We start from the raw sequence: 26,004 nt of genomic DNA on the forward strand, positions 1-26,004 counted from the left end.
TGAATCCTGTGAAACGTGACGTTCCGGGGGGCGTGTCGATGACGGTGTGAAGTAAATCTGCATAATCTCTGGAGTTCGCGAGGGGAGTCGCGAGGGGAGGGACAAGCGCGTGACAGAGCAGAGGAACCATGGGTGCCCGGAGTGCGGGGCGCCCCGGGGAGCCGACGGCACCCCGTCCTGCGGCTGCACGGAACGAGCCGCCGAGGCCCTGCGCGACGCGCGCGAGGCCCAGGCGGCAGCGGCGGAGGACTTCAACCCGCTGCGCATACGTCCGTACGTGGACCTGGAGGGCAACGGAGAGGAACCGCCCGGGGACCCGGAGGCAACGATGGCGCTGCGCGCCCCGGCCGCGCCGCCCACCCCGGACCTGAGCCTGTTCGAACCGTCGACGCCTTCACAGCACCACCACCCGGAGCAGACCCAACCAACGGGCAACCGCCGCCGGGGCCGCATGCTGCTCATCGGCACGGCGGCGGCATCGGTGGCGGTCCTGGCGGCAGCGGGCATGGCCAGCGGCCTGTTCAACTACGAAACCCCGACGCGGGAGACGTCCCTCCCGGACCCGGTCAGGGCAAGCGTCCCCGACGAATCCCCGGAAACAACGCAGAAGTCGAACCCGAAGGGCGCGACCCCCACCCCGACCCAGACGTCGGCGTCCCCGTCCCCTTCGGAATCGGAATCACCATCACCGACACCGTCGGAGTCGAGCACGTCGGCCTCCGGCTCCCCGTCCCCCACGACCACGGAGTCGTCCCCGACCCCCACCCCGGCCAAGGCCTCGGAGGAGGCCCCGGCCGCACAGCCGACCACCCAGCCCTCCGGCCCGGTCCTCCGCCGCGGCGACAAGGGCCCCGAGGTAGTAGAACTCCAACTCCGCCTGCGCCAGCTCTACCTCTACAACGACGAAATCCACGGCAACTTCAACTGGCGCCTGGAAAACGCCCTGATGAACTACCAGTGGAGCCGAGGGGTGGGCCGAGAGTCCCTGGGCGTCTACACAGCGGAAACAAGGGCAGCCCTGGAGTCGGAAACAACGGAGCCATAGCGGAAGGCCCAGGCAGGCAAACCCAGCCCGTCCGGCACTTGAGAACGAGCCCCGTTCAAGCCCAATCCCACCCACCCGCAGGTAACCACGCAGGCCGGCAAACCCAGCCCGTCCGGCACTTGAGGACGAGCCCCGTTCAAGGCCATTCCCACCCACCCGCAGGTAACCACGCAGGCCGGCAAACCCAACCCGTCCGGCGCCTGAGGACGAGCCCCGTTCAGGGCCAATCCCGCCCACCCGCAGGTGACCACGCAGGCCGGCAACCCCAGCCCGTCCGGCGCTTGAGGACGAGGCCGTTCAGGCCGATGGGGGTCCAGGGGGCGCAGCCCCCTGGTGGGGTCGAAGGGGCGAAGCCCCTGGGGACGGGACGGGAAGGGGCGGCGGGGGCGAAAGACCAAACAGTCACCCCACGTACAACCGCACAACCCCTCCGTCAACAGCCACCCGCACCGACGTCAAATCCGGCACCACCACATCCGGCCCATGAACCCGAGCCCGATCCCCCACCCCCACAACCCGCATCCCCGCAGCCCGCCCCGCCTGAATCCCCGCCCCGGAATCCTCGAACACCACACAATCCCCAGGCTCGACCCCCAACTCGGCCGCCCCCTTCAAGAACCCCTCGGGATCCGGCTTACTGGCCCCCACACACTCCGCGGTCACCCGCACATCCGGCAGCCCCAACCCCGCCGCCCCCATCCGCGCGGTGGACAGCGCGACATCCGCGGACGTCACCAGCGCATGCGGCACACCCCCGGCCACCAACGAGGCCAGGAACTCCCCCGCCCCCGGCACCGGGACAACGCCCTCCACATCCGCCGTCTCCTGCTCCAGCATCCACGCGTTCTCCGCATGGTTCTGCGCCATGGGCCGCCCGGGCAGCAACAGCGCCATGGAGGCGTACCCCTGCCGCCCGTGCACGACCTTCATGACCTCGTCGCCGTCCAGACCATGGCGATCGGCCCAGCGCCGCCAGACCCGCTCCACGACGGCATCCGAGTTGACGAGGGTCCCGTCCATGTCCAGCAGCAGGGCACGGCAGGTGAGCACGGTGGTGGCCGACATCGGCAGCTCCAAGGCACAGGTCGCGGAAAGGACCGAGGGAAGCGCGGGAAAGGACAAGGTGGCCCCGCCCGCCGGTCAGGGAAAACGGACGGGATCCACTTTGTTCCCCCACGGTACAAAACCGTTCCATGATCCCGCCACTCCCTTCCCCGCGAACCCCACCCCGCAGAGCGCTCACCCCACAGAACACTCACCCCGCAAACTCAGCCCGCGATCCCCTCCCACAGACTCCACACCCCGAGCCCGATCATCAGCGCGGCCGCGATCTTCGTGATCAGCCTCAACGGCACCCGCTTCATCAGCGCCTTGCCACCCACGATCCCCAGCCCCGCCACGGACCACAGCGCCAGCACGGCCCCCAGCCCCACGGACAGCGGATCGTCGTACCGCGCGGCGAGATTCGCGGTCATGATCTGCGTGAGATCCCCGAACTCGGCGACGAGGATCAGCATGAACCCTGCCCCGGCCACCTTCCAGAAGGACTGGTCCTCCGGCCGACGGACCGCCTCCTCGCCGTCGTCCTTCTTCAGCAGCAGCATCGCGGCGCCGCCCAGGAACAGCAGCCCGGTCACCACCTGCACAGCCTGCTGCGGCAGCAGGGTCAGCACGCTCCCCGCCGCGACGGCGAGCGTGACATGCAGCGCGAACGCGGCGGCCACCCCCGCGAACACATACGACGCCCGGTACCGCGTACCGAGCACAAGCCCGGCGAGCGCCGTCTTGTCGGGAAGTTCCGCGAGAAAGACAAGGCTGAACGCGACCGCCATCACACTGAAGCTGATCAAGGTTCCTCAATCGGTCGGGGCTGCCCCACCGAGAGTGCTGGTCCTCTTCGCGAAAAAGACACCTCGGCACGGCAGCGCACGGTAAATGCACTGCTTTGCCGAAGGTCTCGCTGGCAGGACCCGTGATCCACGGGTCCGCCTCCGGGCGCCGGCTCAGCCGAGCTGAGCAGTATGTCGACGTTCCGGCGAAGAGCTACTCCCCTTCTGCACCGGCCATCCTACGCGATCGTTTCGCCGTAAACCTTGTCATGTCATGCACGCGTCACTACCTTCTCACGCAACGCTCATCTCCCCGCAACACGGCGTGGCGAGCATTCCCGCACCGGCACGCCAACACCCCCACTCCCCAAGGAAGTTCACATGTCGAAGTTCTACGCGCGTCGACGCGTGAGCACGGTCACCGTCCTCACCGGTCTCATAGCCTCGGTCGGTCTCTTCAACGGACCGACCGCCTCCGCCGCCCTGCCCACCCCGGTCAGCGCCGCCACCGCCCGCTCCTACCTCGCCTCGCTCACGGTGGCGACGGAGGACCGCACCGGCTACGACCGCGACCTGTTCAACCACTGGATCACCATCTCCGGCAGCTGCAACACCCGCGAGACGGTCCTCAAGCGCGACGGCACCAACGTCGTCACCAACTCCTCCTGCGCCGCCACCAGCGGAAGCTGGTACTCCCCCTACGACGGCGCCACCTGGACCGCCGCCTCCGACCTCGACATCGACCACCTCGTCCCGCTGGCCGAGGCCTGGGACTCCGGGGCCGACGGCTGGACCAGCTCCAAGCGCCAGGCGTTCGCCAACGACCTGACCCGCCCGCAGCTCCTCGCGGTCACCGACAACGTCAACCAGTCCAAGGGCGACCAGGACCCGGCCACCTGGATGCCCTCGCGCACCGCGTACCGCTGCACGTACGTCCGCGCCTGGGTCCAGGTGAAGTACTACTACGACCTGTCCGTGGACTCCGCCGAGAAGAGCGCGCTCACCAGCTACCTGAACGCCTGCTGACCCCGCGCGCGATCCGACGGCTCCGGAACCTGTCCACCGCCCTCCGTCGTTCCGTACCGTACGGGGCGACGGAGAGGGGATCACCGTGGCCGATCTCAGACTGGGCCCGCTGCTGAGGTACGCCGACGGATCGTCGGCGACCGTCTGGGTCGAGACGAGCCGCCCGTGCCTGGCCGAGGTGCGCGGCGGCTCGGGCGCCGGCGGCGAGTCCCGCACCTTCCAGATCGCCGGGCACCACTACGCGCTGATCGAGGTGGGCGGACTCACCCCGGGCACCGCCCAGCCGTACGAGGTGCTGCTCGACGGCGCCCGCGTGTGGCCACTGCCGGACTCCCCGTTCCCGCCCTCGGTGATCCGCACGCCGGCACCGGACGACGACACCGTCCGCGTCGCCTTCGGCTCCTGCCGCTGGGCCGCCCCGCCGGACGGCGGCCACGACCCGGTCGGACCGGACGCCCTGGACACCCTCGCCGCCCGGGTCGCGGCCGACCCCGAGGGCGAGCGCCCCGACGTCCTGCTGCTGCTCGGCGACCAGGTGTACGCCGACGAGGTCTCCGAGGACACCCACCGCTGGCTGGCCGCCCGCCGTGACCTGAGCGACCCGCCCGGCAGCCAGGTCGCCGACTACGAGGAGTACACCCACCTCTACTACGAGTCCTGGCTCGACCCCGAGGTCCGCTGGCTGCTCTCCACGGTCCCCAGTTGCCACGTCTTCGACGACCACGACATCGTTGATGATTGGAACACCTCGGCCTCCTGGCTCGCCGACATGCGGGCCACCCCGTGGTGGCAGGAGCGCCTGCTGAGCGGGCTGATGTCGTACTGGGTCCACCAGCACCTGGGCAACCTCAGCCCCGCCGAACTGGCCACCGACCCGCTCTACGCCGCCGTACGCCACTCCCCCGACGGGACCGACGAGTTGCGCGCCTTCGCCGCCCGCGCCGACGCCGATCCGGCTTCCGTGCGCTGGAGTTACCGGCGCGACTTCGGCCGGGTGCGGCTGCTCATGCTCGACAGCAGGGCCGCCCGCGTCCTCGACGAGGACAGTCGCGCGATGATCGACCCCGGGACGGCCGACTGGCTGCGCGCGCAGATCGAGGACGGGCGCGGGGACTACGACCACCTCCTGATCGGCACCTCACTGCCCTGGCTGCTGCCGCATCTGGTGCACTACGCCGAGGCGTGGGACGCGGCGCTGTGCCGGGGCGACAAGGGCGAGCGCTGGGCCCGGTTCGGGGAGCGGCTCAGGCGCGCGGCCGACCTGGAGCACTGGGCCGCCTTCCCGGACTCCTTCGAGGCACTGGCCGAGACGCTGCGCGAGGCGGGTTTCGGGCCCGGCGCACCGGCGACGGTGTGCGTGCTGTCGGGGGACGTGCATCACGCGTACGTGGCCGAGCCGTCCTGGCCCGAGGGCGCCGGACAGCCCGGGGCCCGGGTCGTCCAGCTCACCTGCTCCCCGGTCCACAACTCCGTCCCGTTCCACATTCGGCTCGGATTCCGGTTCGGCTGGAGCTCCCCCGCGCGGGCCCTGGGCCGGCGTCTCGCGGGGCACGGCGGAGTCCCCCGGCCGGGCTTCAACTGGCGTCGCACGGGCGGCCCTTGGTTCGGCAACCAGCTCATGACCCTGACCCTGAAAGGCCGTTCGGCCCGTCTCCGGCTGCAACAGGCCCGCCCGGAGAAGGACGGGGCCCGGCTGCACACGATCATGGAGCGCGAACTCGGCGACTAGGGACTGCCGTTGACGATTCATGGCCAAATGTTGAACTTGCAAGCACAGTGAGGCGTACCTAGCCTGAGGCTCACCGGAACTCCGTCCCCACGGCCTCCAAGGAGCCCCCCACATGACCGGACGCCTCAACAGCGCCCAGCCGTACGCCCTCGGCCTGTTCCGCATAGTCGTCGGCCTGCTCTTCACCTGCCACGGCGCCGCCTCCCTCTTCGGCGTGCTCGGCCGCCAGAGCGTCGAGACCGGCGCCTGGCCCAACTGGTACGCCGCCGTCATCGAGTTGGTCGGCGGCAGCCTGGTCCTGCTGGGCCTGGCCACCCGCGCCGCCGCGTTCGTCTCCTCGGGCGCCATGGCGTACGCCTACTTCAAGGTGCACCAGCCGGAGGCCCTGTGGCCGATCCAGAACAGCGGCGAGGGCGCCGCGATGTACTGCTGGTCGATGTTCCTGCTGGTCTTCACCGGCTCCGGCGCCCTCGGCCTGGACCGGCTCCTCGCCAGGCGCTCCTCGGCGCAGGGCGAACGGCCCCGGGAGCAGACGCCGGTGGCCGCCTGAGACACGACCGCGGCGCCCGTCCTCCGCAGGGACGGGCGCCGCGGTCGTCCTCCCGGACGGTTCAGGCCACCCAGCCGAACGGCACCGTGAAGCAGCCCGCCCGTTCCCTGCTGCCCGGCTTGTCGTGCAGGACGACGGAGGCGGCCTCCCCCTTGCGGAAGCCCCAGTTGTGCTCGGCCCGCGCCTGGCCCGCGCCGCGCTCGTCGGTGGTGAAGTCCAGCCACACCTCGTTCTCGGCGTTGACGTGGTGCGCCTCGGAGGACACCACGTGCTGGTAGTGCCCGCCGGACGCGGCGGGATCGGCGCCGCAGGGATTGCGGTGCACATGGACGCCGTACGCGTGCCCCGGCTTCAGGCCGCTCACCCGCAGCCGCACGCTCGTGGCGCCGCCGGCCGACATCCGCTGCTCGACCTCGATCCAGGCGGCCGCCGGGACCAGTTCCTGGTCGTACGTCAGCGCCGCCGAGGGGACGAAGGCGCCGGGCGGCGCGAACCGCGCGTCCGTGCGCATCGAATAACCGCCGGCGCCGTCACCACCACCGACGGCGAGCACGGCCGCCGCGAGGGCGCCCGCGCATATGCCTGCCACCATGATCTTCCTCACTTCACTGGATTCCGGAAAACCCCCTCTCCCGTGCTACGGGACACTTCACAGCCCCGCTCCCCGGGGACCGGCAGCCGGGTGAACATCACGTGTTGAACACACGGGACCCCTGTGAACCACGCGTCACGCTCCGCCGCGTACGCTGTACAACCACGGGGGAAACGGGGAGTCGGGGTGCTGGAGAGTTTCGAAAGTGTCGGATCACTGGCCGCAAGTCCATGGATCTACGGGCTGGTAGCCCTGTCGGTCCTGCTGGACGTGTTCCTGCCGGTGCTGCCCAGCGGCGTACTGGTCATCATGGCCTCGACCGCTGCGGCCCTGCCCGCGACCGCGGCGGCGGCCGGCCGCGCCACCCAGGTCCCGGACATCCTGGCGCTCACGCTGTGCGCCGCCACCGCGTCCGTCCTGGGCGATCTGGTGGCCTACCGCCTCGCCTGGCACGGCGGGCTGGACCGCGCCCTCGCCCGCTCCCGGCGGCTGACCCTGGCGCAGGAACGTCTCGGCACGGCCCTCTCGCGCGGCGGCGGCGCCCTGGTCGTCCTCGCCCGCTTCGCCCCGGCCGGCCGCTCGGTGGTCTCCCTCTGCGCCGGTGCCGCACAGCGCCCGGCCCGTGACTTCCTGCCCTGGTCGGCGCTGGCCGGACTGTCCTGGGCCAGCTTCAGCGTCGCGCTCGGCTACTTCGGCGCGCAGTGGATGGGCGCGGGCTGGGTGGCGACGGGGGTGTCCCTCGCGGCGCTGGCGGCGGTGGGCGCGGTGGCGACGTATCTGGTACGGCGCGAGCCCGCCTGAAGACGGCGCGAGCCCGTCTGAAGACATCGCGAGCGCGCCTGAAAAGGGCTGCCACGGCAGTCAATTCACCAACAACAGGGAATTCGGCCGCACATAAACAAAGGCAAGGGAGTTCGGATATCCCTTGCCACTCTTAACATATAGCGCATGGGGGGCCTTGCGGCAAGGCCCCCCATGTCCCGCACAATCGCTCATCCAACGCCAGTAGCTGCGGAAATGAGTGATTCGCGAAGTGAATGCCCCCTTGCTGCGCAGCGCGTTCGACCTTCCCGAGCGGCTCGCCGCCAAGGCCGATCCGACGCTGATCTCCGACGACGAACGGCACTTCGCTGCGATCGCGGAGAGCCTGGAAGAAACCATCAACGAACTGTCCGAGCAGCTGGCCGCCGCACTGCGGGCGCCCGGCGGCACGGGCCGCGCCGCGATGGACCGGGACGCGGAGGTGCACCGGCTGTCGGCCCGGCTGCGCGCCCTGCGCCGGTTCGGGCTCGACCTGGTGCTCGGCCGTATCGTCACCGCCGACGACCTCGAACCCCTGTACATCGGCCGCTTCGGCCTCACCGACCGCGACGGGCGACGGCTGCTCGTCGACTGGCGGTCCCCGGCCGCCGAGCCGTTCTTCGCCGCGACCCACGGCAACCCGCTGGGCCTGGTCAGCCGCCGCCGGTACCGGTGGACGAACGGCCGGGTCAGTGACTACTGGGACGAGGTCTTCACGGCCGACGGGCTGGAGGGCCACGCCGCCCTGGACGACCAGTCCGCCTTCATCGCGAGCCTCGGCACCAACCGCTCGGAGCGGATGCGCGACGTCCTGGCCACCATCCAGGCCGACCAGGACTCCATCATCCGCGCCTCCTCGCGCGGCGCCCTCGTGGTCGACGGCGGACCCGGCACCGGCAAGACCGTCGTCGCCCTGCACCGCTCGGCCTACCTGCTCTACTCCGACCCCCGCATCGGCCACCAGCGCGGCGGACTGCTCTTCGTCGGCCCGCACCAGCCGTATCTGTCGTACGTCTCCGACGTCCTGCCCAGCCTCGGCGAGGAGGGCGTACAGACCTGCACGGTGCGCGACCTCGTCGCCGAGGGCGCCGAGGCACCGGAGGAGAGCGACCCGGAGGTGGCCCGCCTGAAGTCCTCCGCGGACCTCGTGCGGGCGATCGAGAAGGCCGTCCGCTTCTACGAGGACCCGCCCACCGAGCCCCTGACCGTCACCACACCCTGGGCCGAGATCCGGATCACCGCCCGCGACTGGGCGGAGGCCTTCCAGGCGCCCGGCCCGAGCACCCCGCACAACGAGGCGCGCGAGCTGATCCGGGAGGAACTGGTCTCGATCCTGCTCGACCGGTTCGACGACCCCGACGGCATCGACGACGAGATCCCCCTCGACCAGCTGCGCCGGATGCTGCTGCGCGACGAGGAGGTCACCGGGACCCTCGACCGGGCCTGGCCGCTGATCGAGGCCGGCGACCTGGTCGGCGACCTCTGGTCGGTCCCGGCGTATCTGCGCCTGTGCGCACCCTGGCTGACGCCCGACGAGGTACGGCTGCTGCAGCGCAAGGACGCCCCGCAGGCGTGGACCGTCTCCGACCTGCCCCTGCTGGACGCGGCACGCCAGCGGCTCGGCGACCCGACCGCGGCCCGCCGCCGACGCCGCGCACAGGCCGTGCTGGAGGCCCAGCGCGACCGTATGAACCAGGTGGTGGAGAACCTGATCGCCGCCGACCACAACCTCGACGGCCTGATGATCCAGCTGCGCCGGGCCGACTTCCAGCGCAACCTGGTCGACGAGTCCGAACTGCCCAGCGCGGAACCGGACCTGCTCGCCGGGCCGTTCGCGCACATCGTCGTCGACGAGGCGCAGGAACTGACCGACGCGGAGTGGCAGATGCTGCTGCTGCGCTGCCCGTCCCGCAGCTTCACCATCGTCGGCGACCGCGCCCAGGCCCGGCACGGCTTCACCGAGTCCTGGGAGGAGAGGCTGGCGCGGATCGGCCTCGACCGGGTCGAGGTGGCCTCCCTCAGCGTCAACTACCGCACCCCTGCGGAGGTGATGGCGGAGGCCGAGCCGGTCATCCGGGCGGCGCTGCCGGACGCCAACGTGCCGACCTCGATCCGCAGTTCGGGCATCCCGGTCCGGTATGCCCCGCGCACGGACCGGGACGCGATCATCGAGGAGTGGCTCGCCACGAACGCCGACGGGGTCGCCTGCGTGATCGGCGACCCGTCCTTCCGGGCCCGGCCCCGGGTCCGGTCCCTGGCGCCGGAGCTGTCGAAGGGGCTGGAGTTCGACCTGGTGGTCGTGGTCGACCCGGAAGGGTTCGGCGGGGGCATCGAAGGCGCGGTGGACCGCTATGTGGCGATGACCAGGGCGACGCAGCGACTGGTGGTCCTGGGCTAGTCCGAGTCCTCCTGGGAGGACGTCCGGGCGTGCTTGGCCTGCGTCCGGGCCTCCACCCGGTCCTCAGGCGGGAGTTCCGACCAGAAGCGGTGCGTGCTGACGAACACCGCCAGCTCGTGCTCGCGGCGCCTGAGCTTCTCCACGGCTGCCTGCTCATCGGCGGTCCAGCCGGGAGAAGCGGGGCGCTCCACCTTCCGCCAGCCGTTGTCGTCACTGAAGCCGTCGAGCGGTTCCACCGACCAGGGCAGCCGCTTGAGCAGGGCCGACAGCTCGGCCCTGACCTGATGCAGCTCCTCCTGACCGGCGAGGAGGTCACTGGGAAAATCATAGGTCGTAGCCACGACCTCAATGGTACGCCTGTTCGATTTTTGGTCGCGAGTTGCTTCGCGTGGTTCATCCGAACGGGTGCGCGATCGGATGCGGGGGGCGAGGGCCGGTCGGATCGGGGCCCAGGGCCGGACGCCGGGCCCAGAATGAACCCATGAGCCCGAGCCCGCACTGGACCGCACGCCCCGAGACCACCGACGACATCGACGCCGTACGCGAGATCGTCCTCGCCGCGTTCGAAACGCCCCTGGAGGCCGACCTGGTCGACACGCTGCGCACCGACGAGGCCTGGATCGACGGCCTGTCGTACGTAACAACGGACGCCACCGGCACCCCCGCCGGCTATGCCCTCCTGACCCGCTGCCACATCGACGACGTACCCGCCCTGTGCCTGGCCCCGGTCGCCGTCCACCCCGCCCACCAGCGCACCGGCGCGGGCGGGGCGGCGATCGAGGCGGCCCTGGCGGCGGCGGCACGCCAGGGCGAGCGCTTCGTCACGGTCCTCGGGCACCCCGCCTACTACCCCCGCTTCGGCTTCACCCGGGCCTCCGCCCACGGCATCGGCGTCACCTTCGACGTCCCCGACGAGGCCCTGATGGCCCAGGCCCTGACGGACGCCCCGTTGCCGTCCGGCACGATCCGCTACGCCAAACCTTTCGGAGTCTGAGATGCGCAGCGAAGCGAAGGACGTGGACAGCTACCTGGCCGAGCTGCCGGAGTCCCGACGGGCAGCCCTGACCCGCCTGCGGGACCTGTGCCGGGCCGAACTCCCCGCCCACACCGAGGTGATGGCGTACGGCATGCCGGTCTACACCCGCGACGGCGAACCGGAGATCGCCTTCGCGTCGCAGAAGCAGTACATCTCCTTCTACCTGATGCTCGACGGCGTCCGGGAAGCCTTCGCCGACCGCCTGGCCGCGCAGGACATGGGCAAGGGCTGCCTGCGCTTCCGCAATCCCGAGGCGATGGACGAGACCCTGTTGCGGGACTTGCTGCGGGCGACGGCGAAGGCCCCCGGAAAAACCGGCTGAGCCGCTAGCTGCCCAGTTCCGCGACCACCCGCGTGGCAACCGGCACGGAAATCCCATGCCGCTCGGCGGCCCGGAGCAGCGCCCCGCCGATGGCGTCGAGTTCGAGCGGCCGCCCGGCCTCCGCGTCCCGCTGCATGGAGGACTTGGTGCCGGCCGGGAAGGCGTCGTACCGCGCGAGGGCCTGCGCCGGGTCCCCGGGCCCACCGCAGGCGCGGCTCACCGCGGCGGTCTCCTCGACGAGCGCGACGAGTTCGTCCCGGTGCCGGGTGCGGACGTCGCCGAGGGGAAGCGCGTACCGGGTGGTGAGGAGGGCGAAGGGCGCGAGGAAGGACATCTTGGCCCAGAGGACGCCGACCTCGTCGTCGAGGACGCGGGTGACGGGCCCGGAGGCCCGGAGCACCTCCCCCAGCGCCTCCAGCCGCTCCCGCGCGACACGGTCCCCGGTCAGATCGACCTCGCAGAACGGACTCCCGTGCTCGATGACTCCGGGCGCGACCCGGGTGGACTCGACGCGGATGACGCCGGGCGCGACAAGATCGTCACGGTGATGGGCACGCAGCATCGCCGGGTGCTCGACCCCGTTCAGGAACGGCACGAGGAGGGCGTCCCCGAGCACGTCGGCGGGCACGCGCCGGAGAGCGGCGTCGAGGGAGGTGTGCTTGACGCACACCAGGCAGACGTCAACGGGCTCCCGAAGCTCGGTATCGGCGTCCACGGCGGCGCTGAAGTCCCCGAAGACCCCACTGCGCACGGACACCCCGGACTGCCGCAGAGCCCGAACGCTCTCCTCCCCCGCGAGACAGACCACACGATGCCCGGCACGGGCGAGCAGCCCGGCCAGGAGCCCCCCGATCCCCCCGGGCCCGAGCACCGCAACACGAAGTACGGATCGATCGGTCATGACAAGTCACCCTCCCAACGGTCGGCCCCGCATTCGGGTGGCCGCCGAACAAGGATCATGACAGACGCTCGTTGTCAGTGCCGCGAGTAAGACTGGACTCATGTGCCGAAGCATCAAGACCCTCCGGCCCCCGGCGTTGCCCGAGGAGGCCACGGAAGCCGACATCCGGGCGGCAGCCCTCCAGTACGTCCGCAAGGTCTCGGGCTTCAGAGCCCCCGCGGCCCACAACCAAGAAGTCTTCGACGAGGCGGTGGACGCCATCGCGGAAGCCACGGCCAGACTCCTCGCAGGCCTGGAAATCCGAGGCCAGTCCCCTCGAAAGGCGAGCTAGGCCCCGCTGTGCCGGGTGAGACAGGTGTACATCAGCTCACCCTCCCACCCCCCGACCTCGGCGAAGTTCACGACAGCCGCCCGCGAGGGCGCCTCGCACAGGGGCGCGTCCGTGGTGAAGGCTGGCGTCAGCCCGGTCGGATCGAAGGGCAGCAGGTCGTGGCACTGGTACCCGGGAGCGTTCATCAACAGAATCGCCTCCCGTTCGGGCCCGGACGCACTCCCGGTGTACACGAGGCAGTACGAGGCCCCGGGGTCCCCACCGGTGGGCGGCGTCTGAATGACGCGCACCTGCTCCGGCCCACTGGGCGAGGGCTCGGCGAGAACGGAGGGCGGGGCCTCACTGGCAGCAGCCGAGGGCGAGGAGGACTCCCCGTTCCCTCCGAAGGAACCACTCGGCGAAGCACTCACCCCCGGCCCTCCCTGCGCCTGCGCCCCACGCCCCTGGAACAAGGCAACCCCGGCGCCTACGAGCCCACCCACCACGCCAACTCCCGCCACGACCGCCACCAAGGGCCACCACCGGGCCCGCCGCGTCGGCAGCCGCACCACCGGAATGTTGTCGAGGGTGTCCCCATTGTGAAAGCGAGCGAGCGCCTCCTCCTCGTCCGGCCGAAGCGGACGCTGCGGCTTGTCGTCGGGCACAGGTTCCCCCCTGTAGAGCACGCCACGGAAAGACCAGCAGTATCCCGCGCCCAAAGCAGCCCTACGCCCCACCTGCCGGAACTGAGGCCTCGACCGAGGCGTCCGAACCGGTGTGAAGGAAGAGATCAAAGCCCTCACCGGCTTCCTGGTAGCCGCCCTGGGCGCCACCGCGACACTGCTCGCCTGGGCTCCACTGGCACGGGTCAGCGTCGAGGGCGGGTTCGAAGGGGCACACCGGGACCTCAGCGTCCTGTACATAGACCTACCGCTCGTCGCCACGGGCGGCGCCCTGGTCCCCCTCACCTGCTGGCTACTCACCCTGCGCTATTCCCAGCGCCCCTGGCTCGCCGTCCTCACCACGGCCACCGCAACCGTCCTGGGCGTCTGGGCCCTCACCAGCTGGTGGACCCCGCACCAGGCCCCTGGCTTCACCGGCTGAAACGACGACGGCCCCCGGAGGAACTCCGAGGGCCGACCACCGGTGGGCGCGGACGGTTTCGAACCGCCGACATCCTGCTTGTAAGGCAGGCGCTCTACCCCTGAGCTACGCACCCTGGACAGGCCGTCAGCCTACATTGTCCCGGGCCCTGTGCCGCAATCCGGTATCCGGGCGGACAGGGAGTGACTCGCTCCCTGATGGACGTGCCCCGGACTCCTCCAGTGCTCATGTCGTGCGCGCTCACGCCTGCGACGGGAAAGTCACGGTCCGAACCGCGAACTAACCGGCCCGTGTGTTCGTCATTAACCGGTGGGAGAATGACAGCGCCGGGCAGGGCGGACCACAGCACGGGAGAGGGATGTGACGGCGACACCATCGCAGTCGGACTCGCCGTTGGTGTTGCGTGCACGTCGTGTGGTTGGGGACGCCGTGACTCTGCTCGCGTTGCCTCTTGTCGCCGCGCTCGTGTTGCCCGTCGCTTTCGCCGGGGGCGGTACGCGGCGCTGGTTCGGCGGGCGGGCGGAGAATCAGCGGGCGGAGGCGCAGGCCGCGAAGGACGACGCGGCGGCCGCGTTCTACGAGCTGGACACCGCCCAGCGTGACCTGCGGATCTCGATAGAGACGATCACCGCTGTCGACGACTCCCCCGCCGCCCGGCGTGCCGTCGCCGATTTCGAGGCGATCAGCCGGCGGATCGACGAGGTCAGTCATCAGTACATCCAGGCCGTGGATGCCCATGACCTGGATCGGGACGATCTGGAGGCCTCGGCCGCGGCGCGGGCCCGGACCGAGCTGACCAGGGCCAAGGACGAGCTGGCCAACGTCAAGCGGGAGCTGGATCGGTTCGCGGACGGGCTCGGGCCGCTGCTCGGCAAGGCCGAGACGCAGCTCGCGCGGCTCGCGCCCGCCGTGGAGCGGGCCCGGCAGGGGCTGCTGGCGGCCTCCAACGCCCTGGACGCCGTACGGGGCTCGGGGTTGAAGGCCGATGATCTCGCCGCCCGGCTCGCGACTCTGGCGCCGGAGCTGACCAAGCTGAACCAGGGTGCCGGGCAGCACGGGGTGCCGCAGACGCTGGAGCGGGCCGAGCGGGTCGCCCGGGAGGCCGAGGCCGTACGCGCGGAGGCCGAGCGGCTGCCGGAGCGGGCCGCCGAGATCGATCACCGGCTGGTGTCGCTGCGGACTCGGGCGCAGGCCCTGACCACGCGTTCCGAGCAGGTCGAGCCGGTGCTGAGCGAGCTGCGGCGGCGGTTCACGGTGGCCTGCTGGCAGGACCTCCAGGGGGTGCCGGAACAGGCCGGGGAGAACGTGCGGCAGGCCGAGCTGAAGCTGAAGGAGGCGCAGGCCGCACGGGACGAGCAACGGTGGCCGGACGCCACGGCGTTGCTGTCGACGGTGCGGGCGCTGCTCAATTCCACCGACGAGTCCGTCTCCGCCGCCGGTGACCGGCTGCGGCGGCTGAATGCCGTACAGAAGGATCCCGCCGCGGAGATCGACCGTACGCGGTTCGCGATCCGGGACGCCCAGCGGCTGGCCATGGCCGGGCGGAACACCCCGGATCCCCGGCACGCCCGGCCGCTCGACGATTCGGTCGCCCGGCTTGAGCGGGCCGTGGGCACGCTGGAGGGGCGGCATCCCGACTACTGGCACTTCCTGACGGAGCTGGAGGGGGTGCGGGAGACCGTGGCGCGGGTCGTCGCGCAGATACGGGAGGAGCGAGGGGCCTCGGGCGGCTGACCCGGTGGCCCGGCCCCGGTTAACCTGTGCGCATGCCTCGCTATGACTACCGGTGCCGGACCTGCGGTGACACGTTCGAAGTCAGCCGTCCCATGGCTCAGTCCTCCGACCCCGCGCAGTGCCCGGCGGGACATGACGACACGGTGAAGCTGCTGTCCACCGTCGCCGTGGGCGGTACGGCGAGCGCCCCCGCGCCCAAGGGTGGCGGCGGGGGCTGCTGCGGCGGCGGTTGCTGCGGCTAAGGCCTGCGGCACTGGCGTAGGAACTCCCGCAGAATCCGCTCCCCCGCCAGTACTCCCCGTTCCGGCAGGGCGCTGACGCCCGGTGCCGTCCACTGGGCGTCGGCGAGTTCGCCGTGCCCGGGGCGCCAGCCCTTGTCGGCGGCGAGGAGGAGGTCGGCGTCGAGGAGGGAGTCGCCGGCGGCCAGGGTGAGGTCGGCGCCGGTGCGGCGGGACAGTTCGTGCAGGGCCGCGCTCTTGGTGAGCGGCTTGGGGACGGCGTAGATCTTGCGGCCCTGGAGGGAGACGGTCCAGCCGCGGTTCTCCGCCCAGACGGCCAGTTCCTTCACCCATTCCTCGGGCAGCAGTTCCCGTTCCACGACCAGGTAGGCGAAGAGGTCCTCGGCGACCCGGTGCTTGCGGACCCAGGCGGGGTCGGCGGTCGCCATGAGGTGGGCGCGGATCTCGTCGAGCGGTGCGCACTCCTCGGCGAGCCGGGCGGTGACCCGGGCCTGCCAGTCGAGGTCGGAGACGCCGTCCACCAGGATGTGGCCGCCGTTCGCGCAGATCGCGTAAGTGGGGGGCGGGCCGGGGAGGTTGATGCGCTGGTACTGCTTGCGGGTGCGGGTCGTGGTGGGGACGAACAGCGCCGTGTCGCCGAGTTCCGTGAGCAGGTGGGCCGCTGTCTCCGTCATGAACGACAGCGGCTTGCTCTCGTGCACCTCGACGCAGAGCAGCCGGGGTGCCCGTGCGTCCGGCATGGTGAGGGCGAGGGCCGCCGAGGAGTAGATGAGTGTGCGGTCCAGGTCGCTGGCCACCAGCACCGGCATCAGGCGTTCACCGCCTTGCCGTCGGCGCCCGTCGCGCCCCGCGTGTACTTGGGGTGGATCAACCCCACGCAGGTGTACGGCAGTTCGGTGACCTCTTCCACCGGGACCCCTCTCTGTTCGGCCAGCAGGCGTACGTGGTCCAGGTCGGCGCCGGCGCCTGCGCGGGCCAGGATCTTCCACGGTACGCGACGCAGCAGGACGCGGGTGGTCTCGCCGACGCCGGGCTTGACGAGGTTCACGTCGTGGATGCCGAACTCCTCGCTGATGCGCTCGACTGCCGCCCAGCCCTCCCACGTTGGGGTCCGGTCGGCGGAGAGGAGTTCCTTGGCGAGGGCGTCGACGGCGTCGGAGACCTCGGTGAAGCGGGCGGCGACGGCGTCGAGGAAGGCGACGGAGACGTCGGCGCCGGCGAGTTCGCGGTAGAACTTCGCGCCGTGGAAGTCATTGGGGCCGACCAGGTCGGCGCGCAGCACGGTGCGCGAGATCAGGCCGGAGACGGTGGAGTTGAGGCAGGCGGAGGGGATGAGGTAGTCCTCGCGGGTGCCGTACGTGCGGACGCAGGAGCCCGGGTCGGCCAGTACGGCGATCTCCGGGTCGAAGCCGGTGATGTCCTCGGTGGCCTCGAACTCCTCGATGGCGGCGGTGAGTTCGCGGGTGATGGCGCCCTTGCCGGTCCAGCCGTCGACGAAGACGACGTCGCTGGGGTCGTGGTGGGCGGCGAGCCAGCGCAGGGCGTTGGCGTCGATGCCGCGGCCGCGGACGATGGAGACGGCGTAGTGCGGCAGGTCCAGGCCGTGGCGGTGCTGGGCCCAGCGGCGCATGAGGATGCCGACGGGGGTTCCGGCGCGGGCGAGGGAGACCAGGACCGGGCGGGGTGAGCGTTCGGCGAGGACGACCTCGGTGACCGCGCCGACGGCCTGGGCGAGGCGGGCCGCGGACTCCTCCAGCGCGGTCTGGAAGAGCTGCTGGTACTGCTCGCTGGGCTGGTACTCCACGGGCAGGGACTCGGCGTAGTGGGCGCCGCCGCTCTGGATGGCCTCCTCGCGTTCCTCGGTGGGTGCCTCCAGGGTGACGTCGGAGAGGTCCTGGAGGAGCCAGCCGACCTCCTCGGGGGCGTACGAGGAGAAGGCGGGGCCGCGCAGGGGCTCGGGCAGCATCGAGGGCCTTTCGGGTGCGTACGAGGGGACCACCACGAGGAGGACCTGCGCGGTGTGGGCCCGGAGCTGGGCGAGCAGGCCGTCGGGGGCGTGCAGTTCGGGGGTGTCGGCGGCGGAGTCGACGACGGCGACGACGGTGTCGAAGCCGGATCCGGCGACGTTGTAGGCGTAGCGGTCGCCGGGGCCGTCGGCGGGATTGTCGTGGGCGGGGAAGACCAGGCGGGTGCGGATGGCGTAGCCGGGGTCGTCGACGGCGAGGACCGGGGAGCGGGTGGTGGTGGAGTAGCGGATCTCCGCGTCGGTGATCTGCTCCAGTTCGCGGGCCAGGCGCAGGGGGGCGTACATCAGCTCTTCGAAGCCGAGGACGTGGACGCGGCGGGCGTCCTCGGGGAGGGCTTCGGCGAGGCGGGCCGCCATGGCGGGCAGGGCGTTCTCCAGGCGTATTCGGTGGGCCTGGGTGAAGCCGTGGCGTCCGCCGTCGGGCAGGCCGTGCGGCCAGTGCAGGTCGACGCGGCGCACGGCGGCGGGCCGGTGTTCGGCGAGTGCGGGGGTGTGGGGTTGCTCGTGCTGGGCGACGAGGGCCTGGCCCTTGTCCAGCACGCCGTCCGGCAGGGTGACAGTTCCGGAGGCGGCGGCCACGAGGTCGACGCGGGCGCCTATCTCCCGTGCGAAGGCCTCCAGGCGCCGGGTGTCCTGGGGCGAGCGCATGTCGACCAGGGCGACGACGACGTACCGGCGCCTGGGATAGCGCTCGTGGAGGTCGCGGATGGTGTTGAGGACGGTGTTGCCGGTGGAGAACTCGTCGTCGACGAGGACGAGCGGGCCGTCGCCGAGCAGCAGGGTGGGGTCCTCGGGGAGCAGCAGGTGCGAGGTGGCGTGGCTGTGGGACTCCTCGAAGCCGCCCGCGGGGGCGACTCCGGGGACGGGGCGGCGCGTGGAGTGCAGGTAGGGCGCGGAGCCGACGCCGTCGGCGACGGAGTGGCCGAGTCCGGTGGCGGTCTCCGCGTAGCCGAGGACGACCGCCCGCGCGGCCTCGTCGGCGCCCAGCAGCTCCCGCACCTGGCGGCCGAGGGTGAAGCCGTGGCCGTAGACGACGGTGGGGGACTGCGGGATGTGTTTGCCCAGTACGTGGGAGACCAGGAGGTGGGCCCGCTTGGGGTTGCGGCGCAGGGCCAGCCCGAGCAGGTCCTTGAGGGTGTCGTCGCCCTCCAGTTCGACGCCGAGCCGCTGGGCGACCCAGGTGCCGGACCAGACCCCGTTGTTCACTGCGTTGTTCATGCGTCCCTTGGTTGTCGGTGGTCAGCCGGGGATTCCGGCGGCGAGCAGCTCCACGAAGCCCACGTCCTCGTTGGCCACTCCGAAGACCTCGGCGCGCAGCATGGTCCGCTCGGCCCAGGCGCGGTGCGGCTTCACCTCGTTCATCTTGTTCGTGTACTGCGAGCGCAGCACGCCTCCGCCGCCGCTCTCGGGGCGCAGGATGTCCTGGGCGTCGCTGAACTCCTCGTGGCTGACGACGGACAGCGCGTGCACGGGCAGGACGTGGGAGGGGTGGATGCAGGTCTTGCCGGTGAGGCCGTTGGCCTGGTCGAGGGCGATCTCGCGGAGCAGTCCGTCCATGGCGTGCTCGATGAGGGCCTCGCGCAGTTGCTCGGCCTGGCCCTCCAGGAAGGGGCTGCGGCGCAGCTGGGGCTTGAACATACGTTCCTGCGCGCGGAAGTACTCCCACACCGGGCCGGTGACGGTGAAGCCGGTGCCGTCGGCGCGGCCGAGCATGTTGACCACGTCGGCGATGACGGAGGCGACGATCTGGACGTCGTACGCCGTCATGTCGGGAGCCCGGCGCAGACCGTAGGAGGAGCAGAAGTCGGTCACGCCGAGGCGCAGCGCGAGCACTCTCTCACGATACTTGTCGACCGCCCGGAAGATCCCTTCCAGGGTCTCCACGCGGGACTCGCGGAAGAGCAGCTCGGGCGATTCCAGCACGGGCATGGCGAACAGGCGTCGCCCGCTCATGACCTCGGCGCTCGCGAGGGCCTCCAGGAACGGGATGCCGCGTTCCTCGGTGAACTTGGGCAGCACGAAGCCGGAGAGCAGGGCGATGGTGGGGCCGAGGCGGTGAGTGAGGTCGGGGATCTGCTCGGGTGTGCGCACCCGGATGAACAGCAGCGGCAGGGCGGACCGGTCGCCGGTGGCGAGGTCGGCGAACTGGTGTACGAGGTTTTCCTCGCCCGCGGCCACGTCCTCGTCGCCGATGGAGTCCTCCAGGCACAGCACCATCGACACGACACCGCGAGCGGCCTGCTTGCGGACGTCGTCCGCCAGCCGGGGCCGGGTGGCCGGGCTGTACAGGGTGGCTCCCAGGGCGGCGGCGAGCAGCCGGGCCGGGGAGTCCGCATCGAACTCGCACGGCTGCTGATGGAAGAGGCGACGCCGCACCTCAGGGGCGATGTGCCCGAAATGACGCATAAAACTCCCCCGTGGTGGCTGAGCGACCCCTGTGAACCGTTCGCAGGTGGCCGGTAATAGTACGTAGATACCTCTGTCAGGGGTTCCCGCCGGGCATGAATTTCTGGTAACGCGGCTGTGGACACGGTGCGCTGATCATGTACCCCCGCGTTGTCGTGATCACTACCGAGAGGGCAGGATGACCGCATGACGCACGCGATGCTGAAGGGGTCGAACGTCCCGCTCGAAGCCACGACTGTACGTGCCGTGCTCCGGTGGACGCCCGGGCAGGGGGTCCCGGATGTCGACGCCTCGGCGCTGCTCCTCGGCCCCGACGGTCGGGTGCGCTCCGACGAGGACTTCGTCTTCTACAACCAGCCCCGACACCCCTCCGGGAAGGTCTGGCGGCTCGGCAAGAAACGGCTGGCCGAGGGCCTCACCGACACGATCCAGACAGACCTCGCCGGTGTCGAGCCCGACGTCAGCCAGATCTACCTGGTCGCATCGGCGGACGGCGCGACCTTCGACCTCGTACGGTCGCTGCGCATCCTGCTGTACGACGCGTCCGTCGCCGACGGCGAGCCGCTGCTGTACTTCGACATCAAGCCGGAGACGGGCAAGGAGACCGCGCTGATCTGCGGCGAGCTGTACCGCCGCGGGGAGGGCTGGAAGTTCCGCGCCCTGGGCGAGGGCTACTCCAACGGTCTGAAGGGCCTGGCCACGGACTTCGGCATCTCGGTGGACGAGTCGGAGGAGGCGGCCGCCGCCGCGCCAGAGGAGCCCGCGGAGGAGCCGAAGTCGCAGCCGCTGCCGCCGGAGCAGCCCACGACCGTGGTCCCCCCGCAGCCCGCGTACGGCTACCCCCAGGCTCCCCAGACCCCGCAGGCCCCGCCGCCCACCACCCAGCCGGCCTACGGCTACCCCCACCCCACCGCCCAGCCTGCCCAGGGCGGCTACGGCTACCCGCCCGCCCCGGCGCCGGTCCCGGCCCCGGTCCCGGCGGGCGAGTTCCGCCTGCCCCCGCAGGGTCCGCAGTTCATCGGGCGGTAACGGGGCCAGGGCGGGTCAGCGGTCCGCCTTCGTCTTGTAGCCGCGGCCCCACTGCAGGCCCCAGCCGTACAGACGGTCCAGTTCGGCCTGGAAGCCGTAGACGAACTTGACCTCCCGGCGGACGATCAGTTCGCCCTTGACGTTCTCGATCATCACCACCGCGCAGGAGCGGGCCAGGGGGTGGCGTTCGTCGAGGCCGATCTCGATGCGGGGGCCGTTGCTGGGGAAGAGGGTGACCGTGGCCTCGGTGCGGTCGAAGGCCGGCGTCTGGTCGTAGATGTAGACGAAGACCAAGAGCCGCTTGATGTGCTCGCGCTGGTCGAGGTTGATGTACATCGTCTCGCCGGAGGCCGAGCCGAACCGGTCGTCGCCGCTGAGCTTGACGTACGGCGGTGAGTTCACATCGCCGAGCAGGCCGCCCAGCGGCTGGACGACGCCCTTGGTGCCGTCCGCCAGCTCATACAGGCACCCCAGGTCCAGGTCGACATTGACCATGCTCTGGCTGTGCGCGACGACCTCCGGCGGCTTGAGCGCCTTGAACGGGTGCCGCAGCAGGCTCTCCCGCTGCGGCCCGCCTATGTCGGAGCTGCGCATCCGCCAGTTCAGATTGATCCGCAGATGACCGGTGGCCGCGTCCTGCTTGGTCAGCGAGACCTGACCGTGCCGCTTGGTCAGCTCGATCGCGTTGCTCGACGCACTTCCCGAGTCGAACTGCGGGCTGCGCCCACGCCACAGCAGCCCGTCCAACAAGCCCATTCCCGCCCCCACACGCCGGTCAAGCAAGGAGAACGGGGCGGCCGGAGACCGGCCGCCCCGTCAAGAAGCGTTCCTCATACCGAGTGGTGTCACACCCCGGACGAGACCTCAGTCCTGTCCGAGGCCTCCGCTTTTCCCTCGGCCGCCGCGAGCGCCCGGTTGCGCCGCACCGAGGACCAGAAGGACCAGGCGATCAGAATGACACCGATGGAACCGGTGATCAGCTCGCTGATCTGGTACTGGATGGTGACCAGCAGGATCACGGCCAGGGCGCCGATGGCGTAGTGCGCGCCGTGCTCCAGGTAGACGTAGTCGTCGAGGGTGCCCTGGCGGACCAGGTAGACGGTGAGCGAACGGACGTACATCGCGCCGATGCCCAGACCCAGCGCCATCAGCACGATGTCGTTGGTGATGGCGAAGGCGCCGATCACGCCGTCGAAGGAGAAGGACGCGTCCAGGACCTCCAGGTAGAGGAACATGAAGAACGCGGCCTTGCCGGCGAGGGCGACCGCCGAGCGCGGCTTGCCCGTGCGCGCGGCCTCCTCTTCCTCCTCGTGCTCGCGCTCCTCCTCTTCCTCCAGCTTGTCCTCGAAGTAGCCGGAGAGACCGCCGACCACCATGTAGGTGATCAGACCGCCGATACCGGAGAGCAGAACCGTCTCTGCCTTGTCCGCGCTGCCCGCGTGCAGATGCGCGTGGGTCGCGAAGGTCATGGCGCTGATGAGCAGCACCACCAGCGCCACGCAGACCGACAGCATGTCGACCTTGCCGAGCTTGGCCAGCGGCCGCTCCAGCCAGGCGAGCCACTTGATGTCCCGGTCCTCGAAGATGAAGTCCAGGAAGATCATCAGCAGGAACATACCGCCGAAGGCGGCGATCGCCGGGTGGGCGTCCGTGACGAGCTGCTCGTAACGGTCCTTGTCGGTCAGCGCCAGGTCGACGGCCTCGATGGGGCCCATCGAGGCGCTGATGGCGACGATGACGACAGGGAAGACCAGCCGCATACCGAAGACGGCGATCAGGATGCCCACGGTGAGGAAGATCTTCTGCCAGAAGGCATTCATCTTCTTCAGGATCCCGGCGTTGACCACCGCGTTGTCGAAGGACAGCGAGATCTCAAGGACGGAGAGGATCGCCACGATGCCGAAGGCGGTCCACCCCCCGAAGAGGACCGCTGCGACGAGGCCGAGCGCGGTGACCGCGAACGACCAGCCGAAGGTTTTCAGAACCACTGGCTACCCAATCCTGTATGTACGGGTCTCCCCCGTGCCGTACTCGGCTTTACGAACTTTTGAAGCCGCAGTGTAGTCGTCAGTCCCTCGAACCCCAGGGGCCCCCGACTTTTGCTCATAACGCGTTACGAGCGTTGCCAACGCGTTATGAGACGTTGACCCCGAAGTCCAGGGCGATTCCCCGCAGACCGGACGCGTACCCCTGGCCGACCGCCCTGAACTTCCACTCGCCCTGGTACCGGTAGAGCTCACCGAAGATCATCGCCGTCTCGGTGGAGGCGTCCTCGCTGAGGTCGTAACGGGCGAGCTCCTGGCCGTCGGCCTGGTTCACCACGCGGATGAACGCGTTGCTGACCTGCCCGAACGTCTGGCCGCGCTCGTCGGCCATATGGATCGAGACCGGGAAGACGATCTTGTCGCACTGGGCGGGCACCTTGGACAGGTCGATCAGGAGCGATTCGTCGTCGCCGTCACCCTCACCCGTGAGGTTGTCACCGGTGTGCTCCACGGAGCCGTCCGGGCTCTTGAGCTGGTTGTAGAAGATGAACCACTCGTCCCCCATCACCCGTCCGCCGCTGCACATCAGCGCGCTGGCGTCGAGATCGAACGGGGCTCCGGTGGTCGAGCGCGCGTCCCAGCCGAGCCCGACCATCACCTGGGTGAGGTTCGGTGCGGCCTTGGACAGGGAGACGTTGCCCCCCTTGGCGAGCGTGACGCCCATGATGCTGGTCCTCCCCAGGTCAAGCTTCTTTGGTTGTTTCCCTGCACGTCCGGCGCCGCACGCAAACCGTGCGGCGCCGGGCGGTTGGAGCGCGGGTGGTGACGCGGCTCAGACGTTCACGCCGAAGTCCTGCGCGATACCGCGCAGGCCGGAGGCGTAGCCCTGGCCGATGGCGCGGAACTTCCACTCCGCACCGTGCCGGTAGAGCTCACCGAAGACCATCGCGGTCTCGGTGGAGGCGTCCTCGCTGAGGTCGTAGCGCGCGATCTCGGCGCCACCGGCCTGGTTCACCACGCGGATGAACGCGTTGCGGACCTGGCCGAAGGACTGCTGCCGGTTCTCGGCGTCGTAGATCGATACCGGGAAGGTGATCTTCTCGACGTCGGCCGGGACGGCGGCGAGGTTGACCTTGATCTGCTCGTCGTCGCCCTCGCCCTCACCGGTGAGGTTGTCACCGGTGTGCTCCACGGAGCCGTCCGGGCTCTTGAGGTTGTTGAAGAAGACGAAGTGCGCGTCGCTGGCGACCTTGCCGGAGCTGTTCAGCAGCAGCGCGCTGGCGTCCAGGTCGAAGTCCGTACCGGTCGTGGTGCGGACGTCCCAGCCCAGACCGACGATGACCGCGGTCAGGCCGGGGGCCTCCTTGGTCAGCGATACGTTGCCGCCCTTGCTGAGGCTGACTCCCACGAGTCCTCCATTGGTGTTCAGGGGCGGGGAGCCCCGCCGTGCGTGTGATATCGGATCAACGTGTCGATCCTAGTGAGGGGTTCCCGTGGCACGCAGGCCCTGGAACCGAAGAATCACAGGGTGTCGAGCGCCTGGACGTACTCGTTCAGGTCACGGGCGTCCGGCAGGGCGTTGACGACGGTCCAGCGGACGACGCCCTCCTTGTCGATGACGAAGGTGCCGCGGACCGCGCAGCCCTTGTCCTCGGCGAAGACGCCGTAGGCGCGGGAGACCTCGCCGTGCGGCCAGAAGTCGCTCAGCAGGGGGTAGTCGAGGCCCTCCTGCTCGGCGAAGACGCGCAGGGTGTGGATGGAGTCGTTGGAGACGGCGAGCAGCTGGGTGTCGCGGTCGGTGAACTTCGGCAGGTTGTCCCGCAGCTCGCACAGCTCGCCGGTGCACACGCCGGTGAAGGCGAACGGGTAGAAGAGCAGCACGACGTTCTTGTCGCCGCGGAAGTCGGACAGCTTCACGGTCCGGCCGTGGTTGTCCTTGAGCTCGAAGTCGGGGGCTTTGTCGCCGACCTGGATGGCCATCTGCGGCGGGTCCCTTCGGTGAGGCTGTTCGGGTGGTCGTAGCCCACCCTACGCAGGGATCACCGAAGGCCTGCGGACGGGCCGACCGGAGTCGGCCCGTCCGGTGTGCCGGGCCAGGGCCTGACGACAGGCCCCAAGGGCTACTTCTTGCCGGACTTCGCCGCCTTCGGCGTCACCAGCCGGCTGCCGCTCCAGTCCTTGCCGACGCTGACGCTCTTGGACGCGGACAGTCCGGCCGTGGTGGCGGCTTCGGAGATGTCGCTCGGCTCGACGTAGCCGTCACGTCCGGTCTTCGGCGTCAGCAGCAGGATCGAGCCGCCCTCCTCGATGTACGTGATGGCGTCCACCAGCGCATCCGTCAGGTCGCCGTCCTCGTCGCGGAACCACAGCACCACGGCATCGGCGACGTCGTCGTAGTCCTCGTCCACGAGGTCACTTCCGATGACCTCCTCAATGGCCTCGCGGAGTTCCTGGTCTACGTCTTCGTCGTAGCCGATCTCCTGGACCACCTGCTCGGGCTGGAACCCCAGCCTGACGGCAGGGTTCGTCCGCTCCTCCGCGTGGTCCGCGGTCGCGCTCACGGGTTGCCTCCAGATCATGTCTTCGGGAATAACTCAGCCACGCGCGTGCGCGAAGCATTGGCCGTAGTCCACACGGGCGGGACGGATCGCGCAAGTACCCGGCCGTGCGGACCGCCGAAACGGTGACGTTCCGTGCCGTGTCACCCCAACCAGCGTCATCACGTCACACCCCAAGGTGACACACGCCACACCGTTCTGCCCTCTTTGCGGTTTTGAGAACCCTCCGAGGGGACCACGCTTGGATTACCTCGCAGTAGAGATGACGTTTGCCGTCCCGAGGTACACGATGGGGATCGGCGCAGACAGAGCAAAACACCGGAAACAAGCCCTGAAGCAAGCCGAAGCAAGCCCCGAAAACCAGCCCTCTGACAGGTAAGGACC

At 70.2% G+C, this 26,004-nt stretch carries 28 protein-coding genes and 1 tRNA gene; 13 read left to right on the top strand and 16 right to left on the bottom strand.

All coding sequences use genetic code 11. The features are described 5' to 3' along the window. Positions 1-109 precede the first annotated feature (109 nt). Positions 110-1,045, top strand: coding sequence for a peptidoglycan-binding protein (locus ACZ7L7_RS19390; protein ID WP_285516321.1), 936 nt, complete (start codon positions 110-112; stop codon positions 1,043-1,045). 402 nt (positions 1,046-1,447) lie between these two features. Here the strand turns inward: ACZ7L7_RS19390 and ACZ7L7_RS19395 are convergent, their stop codons facing one another. Then, positions 1,448-2,110: an HAD family hydrolase gene (locus ACZ7L7_RS19395; RefSeq protein ID WP_285516322.1), complete on the bottom strand. Its 663-nt coding sequence runs from the start codon at positions 2,108-2,110 to the stop codon at positions 1,448-1,450. A 203-nt stretch (positions 2,111-2,313) separates the two neighbouring features. Continuing rightward, entirely contained in the window at positions 2,314-2,877 is a 564-nt protein-coding gene (locus ACZ7L7_RS19400) for a TMEM165/GDT1 family protein (RefSeq protein ID WP_453608745.1), read from the bottom strand. A gap of 378 nt (positions 2,878-3,255) precedes the next feature. Here ACZ7L7_RS19400 and ACZ7L7_RS19405 point away from each other — a divergent pair, with 378 nt between their 5' ends. From ACZ7L7_RS19405 to ACZ7L7_RS19415, 3 genes are all read left to right on the top strand, one after another. After that, positions 3,256-3,900 carry an HNH endonuclease family protein gene (locus ACZ7L7_RS19405; RefSeq protein ID WP_285516324.1) on the top strand — a complete coding sequence of 215 codons (645 nt, stop codon included), beginning with the start codon at positions 3,256-3,258 and terminating at the stop codon, positions 3,898-3,900. A gap of 85 nt (positions 3,901-3,985) precedes the next feature. Further along, positions 3,986-5,629: an alkaline phosphatase D family protein gene (locus ACZ7L7_RS19410; RefSeq protein ID WP_472076627.1), complete on the top strand. Its 1,644-nt coding sequence runs from the start codon at positions 3,986-3,988 to the stop codon at positions 5,627-5,629. A gap of 112 nt (positions 5,630-5,741) precedes the next feature. Continuing rightward, positions 5,742-6,179, top strand: coding sequence for a DoxX family protein (locus ACZ7L7_RS19415; RefSeq protein WP_471431972.1), 438 nt, complete (start codon positions 5,742-5,744; stop codon positions 6,177-6,179). 61 nt (positions 6,180-6,240) lie between these two features. Here the strand turns inward: ACZ7L7_RS19415 and ACZ7L7_RS19420 are convergent, their stop codons facing one another. Then, positions 6,241-6,771 carry a superoxide dismutase family protein gene (locus tag ACZ7L7_RS19420; protein WP_471593206.1) on the bottom strand — a complete coding sequence of 177 codons (531 nt, stop codon included), beginning with the start codon at positions 6,769-6,771 and terminating at the stop codon, positions 6,241-6,243. A 186-nt stretch (positions 6,772-6,957) separates the two neighbouring features. Between ACZ7L7_RS19420 and ACZ7L7_RS19425 the strand changes: the two genes are divergently transcribed. Both ACZ7L7_RS19425 and helR read left to right on the top strand, forming a co-directional pair. Further along, on the top strand, positions 6,958-7,572 hold the full coding sequence (locus ACZ7L7_RS19425; RefSeq protein WP_285516328.1) for a DedA family protein: 615 nt from the start codon (positions 6,958-6,960) through the stop codon (positions 7,570-7,572). 232 nt (positions 7,573-7,804) lie between these two features. After that, positions 7,805-9,970 carry an RNA polymerase recycling motor ATPase HelR gene (helR, locus tag ACZ7L7_RS19430; protein WP_472076630.1) on the top strand — a complete coding sequence of 722 codons (2,166 nt, stop codon included), beginning with the start codon at positions 7,805-7,807 and terminating at the stop codon, positions 9,968-9,970. On the opposite strand, the gene ACZ7L7_RS19435 is transcribed toward helR, so the two are convergent. After that, positions 9,967-10,311, bottom strand: a complete 345-nt coding sequence (locus ACZ7L7_RS19435; RefSeq protein WP_285516330.1) for a hypothetical protein — start codon at positions 10,309-10,311, stop codon at positions 9,967-9,969. The genes helR and ACZ7L7_RS19435 overlap by 4 nt on opposite strands. A gap of 140 nt (positions 10,312-10,451) precedes the next feature. On the opposite strand from ACZ7L7_RS19435, the gene ACZ7L7_RS19440 reads away from it, so the two are divergent. Together ACZ7L7_RS19440 and ACZ7L7_RS19445 are read left to right on the top strand one after the other, a co-directional pair. Continuing rightward, on the top strand, positions 10,452-10,964 hold the full coding sequence (locus tag ACZ7L7_RS19440) for a GNAT family N-acetyltransferase (RefSeq protein WP_285516331.1): 513 nt from the start codon (positions 10,452-10,454) through the stop codon (positions 10,962-10,964). 1 nt (position 10,965) lies between these two features. Beyond that, positions 10,966-11,328: an iron chaperone gene (locus ACZ7L7_RS19445; RefSeq protein ID WP_285516332.1), complete on the top strand. Its 363-nt coding sequence runs from the start codon at positions 10,966-10,968 to the stop codon at positions 11,326-11,328. A gap of 4 nt (positions 11,329-11,332) precedes the next feature. Here ACZ7L7_RS19445 and ACZ7L7_RS19450 read toward each other — a convergent pair whose 3' ends face one another. Next, positions 11,333-12,229 carry a ketopantoate reductase family protein gene (locus ACZ7L7_RS19450; RefSeq protein WP_285516333.1) on the bottom strand — a complete coding sequence of 299 codons (897 nt, stop codon included), beginning with the start codon at positions 12,227-12,229 and terminating at the stop codon, positions 11,333-11,335. A gap of 100 nt (positions 12,230-12,329) precedes the next feature. On the opposite strand from ACZ7L7_RS19450, the gene ACZ7L7_RS19455 reads away from it, so the two are divergent. Beyond that, a complete protein-coding gene (locus ACZ7L7_RS19455) occupies positions 12,330-12,560 on the top strand; it encodes a DUF2277 domain-containing protein (RefSeq protein WP_285516334.1) in 231 nt (76 codons plus the stop codon). Here the strand turns inward: ACZ7L7_RS19455 and ACZ7L7_RS19460 are convergent. Next, a complete protein-coding gene (locus ACZ7L7_RS19460; protein ID WP_285434771.1) occupies positions 12,557-12,745 on the bottom strand; it encodes a hypothetical protein in 189 nt (62 codons plus the stop codon). The genes ACZ7L7_RS19455 and ACZ7L7_RS19460 overlap by 4 nt on opposite strands. A gap of 571 nt (positions 12,746-13,316) precedes the next feature. Between ACZ7L7_RS19460 and ACZ7L7_RS19465 the strand changes: the two genes are divergently transcribed. Then, positions 13,317-13,643 (top strand): hypothetical protein, encoded by a 327-nt coding sequence (locus ACZ7L7_RS19465; protein WP_285516335.1) that lies wholly within the window; start codon positions 13,317-13,319, stop codon positions 13,641-13,643. Positions 13,644-13,686: 43 nt separating this feature from the next. On the opposite strand, the gene ACZ7L7_RS19470 is transcribed toward ACZ7L7_RS19465, so the two are convergent. After that, positions 13,687-13,758 (bottom strand) — tRNA-Val (locus ACZ7L7_RS19470). A 245-nt stretch (positions 13,759-14,003) separates the two neighbouring features. Here ACZ7L7_RS19470 and ACZ7L7_RS19475 point away from each other — a divergent pair. Then, positions 14,004-15,377: a hypothetical protein gene (locus ACZ7L7_RS19475; protein WP_472076633.1), complete on the top strand. Its 1,374-nt coding sequence runs from the start codon at positions 14,004-14,006 to the stop codon at positions 15,375-15,377. A gap of 32 nt (positions 15,378-15,409) precedes the next feature. After that, complete coding sequence (locus ACZ7L7_RS19480; RefSeq protein ID WP_285516337.1) at positions 15,410-15,619, top strand: FmdB family zinc ribbon protein; 210 nt, start codon at positions 15,410-15,412, stop codon at positions 15,617-15,619. Here ACZ7L7_RS19480 and ACZ7L7_RS19485 read toward each other — a convergent pair. The 3 genes from ACZ7L7_RS19485 to ACZ7L7_RS19495 are packed head-to-tail and all read right to left on the bottom strand — an operon-like array spanning position 15,616 to position 20,048. Next, on the bottom strand, positions 15,616-16,425 hold the full coding sequence (locus ACZ7L7_RS19485) for an HAD family hydrolase (RefSeq protein ID WP_472076635.1): 810 nt from the start codon (positions 16,423-16,425) through the stop codon (positions 15,616-15,618). The genes ACZ7L7_RS19480 and ACZ7L7_RS19485 overlap by 4 nt on opposite strands. Next, positions 16,425-18,860 (bottom strand): phosphoribosyltransferase, encoded by a 2,436-nt coding sequence (locus tag ACZ7L7_RS19490; protein WP_472076637.1) that lies wholly within the window; start codon positions 18,858-18,860, stop codon positions 16,425-16,427. The genes ACZ7L7_RS19485 and ACZ7L7_RS19490 overlap by 1 nt, the downstream gene beginning before the upstream one ends. Before the next feature lie 21 nt (positions 18,861-18,881). After that, positions 18,882-20,048 carry an HpcH/HpaI aldolase/citrate lyase family protein gene (locus tag ACZ7L7_RS19495; RefSeq protein WP_472076639.1) on the bottom strand — a complete coding sequence of 389 codons (1,167 nt, stop codon included), beginning with the start codon at positions 20,046-20,048 and terminating at the stop codon, positions 18,882-18,884. 186 nt (positions 20,049-20,234) lie between these two features. Between ACZ7L7_RS19495 and ACZ7L7_RS19500 the strand changes: the two genes are divergently transcribed. Beyond that, a complete protein-coding gene (locus ACZ7L7_RS19500; RefSeq protein WP_472076641.1) occupies positions 20,235-21,077 on the top strand; it encodes a TerD family protein in 843 nt (280 codons plus the stop codon). Positions 21,078-21,092: 15 nt separating this feature from the next. Here the strand turns inward: ACZ7L7_RS19500 and ACZ7L7_RS19505 are convergent, their stop codons facing one another. The 6 genes from ACZ7L7_RS19505 to ACZ7L7_RS19530 form a co-directional block, all read right to left on the bottom strand. Next, positions 21,093-21,833, bottom strand: a complete 741-nt coding sequence (locus tag ACZ7L7_RS19505; RefSeq protein WP_472076643.1) for a TerD family protein — start codon at positions 21,831-21,833, stop codon at positions 21,093-21,095. A gap of 89 nt (positions 21,834-21,922) precedes the next feature. Beyond that, the gene (locus ACZ7L7_RS19510) at positions 21,923-23,065 is read right to left on the bottom strand and encodes a DUF475 domain-containing protein (RefSeq protein WP_472076645.1); all 1,143 of its coding nucleotides are present in this window, start codon (positions 23,063-23,065) and stop codon (positions 21,923-21,925) included. Positions 23,066-23,210: 145 nt separating this feature from the next. Further along, the gene (locus tag ACZ7L7_RS19515) at positions 23,211-23,786 is read right to left on the bottom strand and encodes a TerD family protein (protein WP_285516343.1); all 576 of its coding nucleotides are present in this window, start codon (positions 23,784-23,786) and stop codon (positions 23,211-23,213) included. Between the two features lie 108 nt (positions 23,787-23,894). Beyond that, positions 23,895-24,470: a calcium homeostasis/redox stress adaptation protein gene (locus ACZ7L7_RS19520; RefSeq protein ID WP_093720091.1), complete on the bottom strand. Its 576-nt coding sequence runs from the start codon at positions 24,468-24,470 to the stop codon at positions 23,895-23,897. A gap of 113 nt (positions 24,471-24,583) precedes the next feature. Next, a complete protein-coding gene (locus ACZ7L7_RS19525; RefSeq protein WP_285516344.1) occupies positions 24,584-25,042 on the bottom strand; it encodes a peroxiredoxin in 459 nt (152 codons plus the stop codon). A gap of 140 nt (positions 25,043-25,182) precedes the next feature. Continuing rightward, entirely contained in the window at positions 25,183-25,623 is a 441-nt protein-coding gene (locus tag ACZ7L7_RS19530) for a DUF3052 domain-containing protein (RefSeq protein ID WP_285516345.1), read from the bottom strand. Positions 25,624-26,004: the final 381 nt, after the last annotated feature.

The sequence above is a fragment of the Streptomyces sp. NPDC110618 genome, assembly GCF_055657065.1.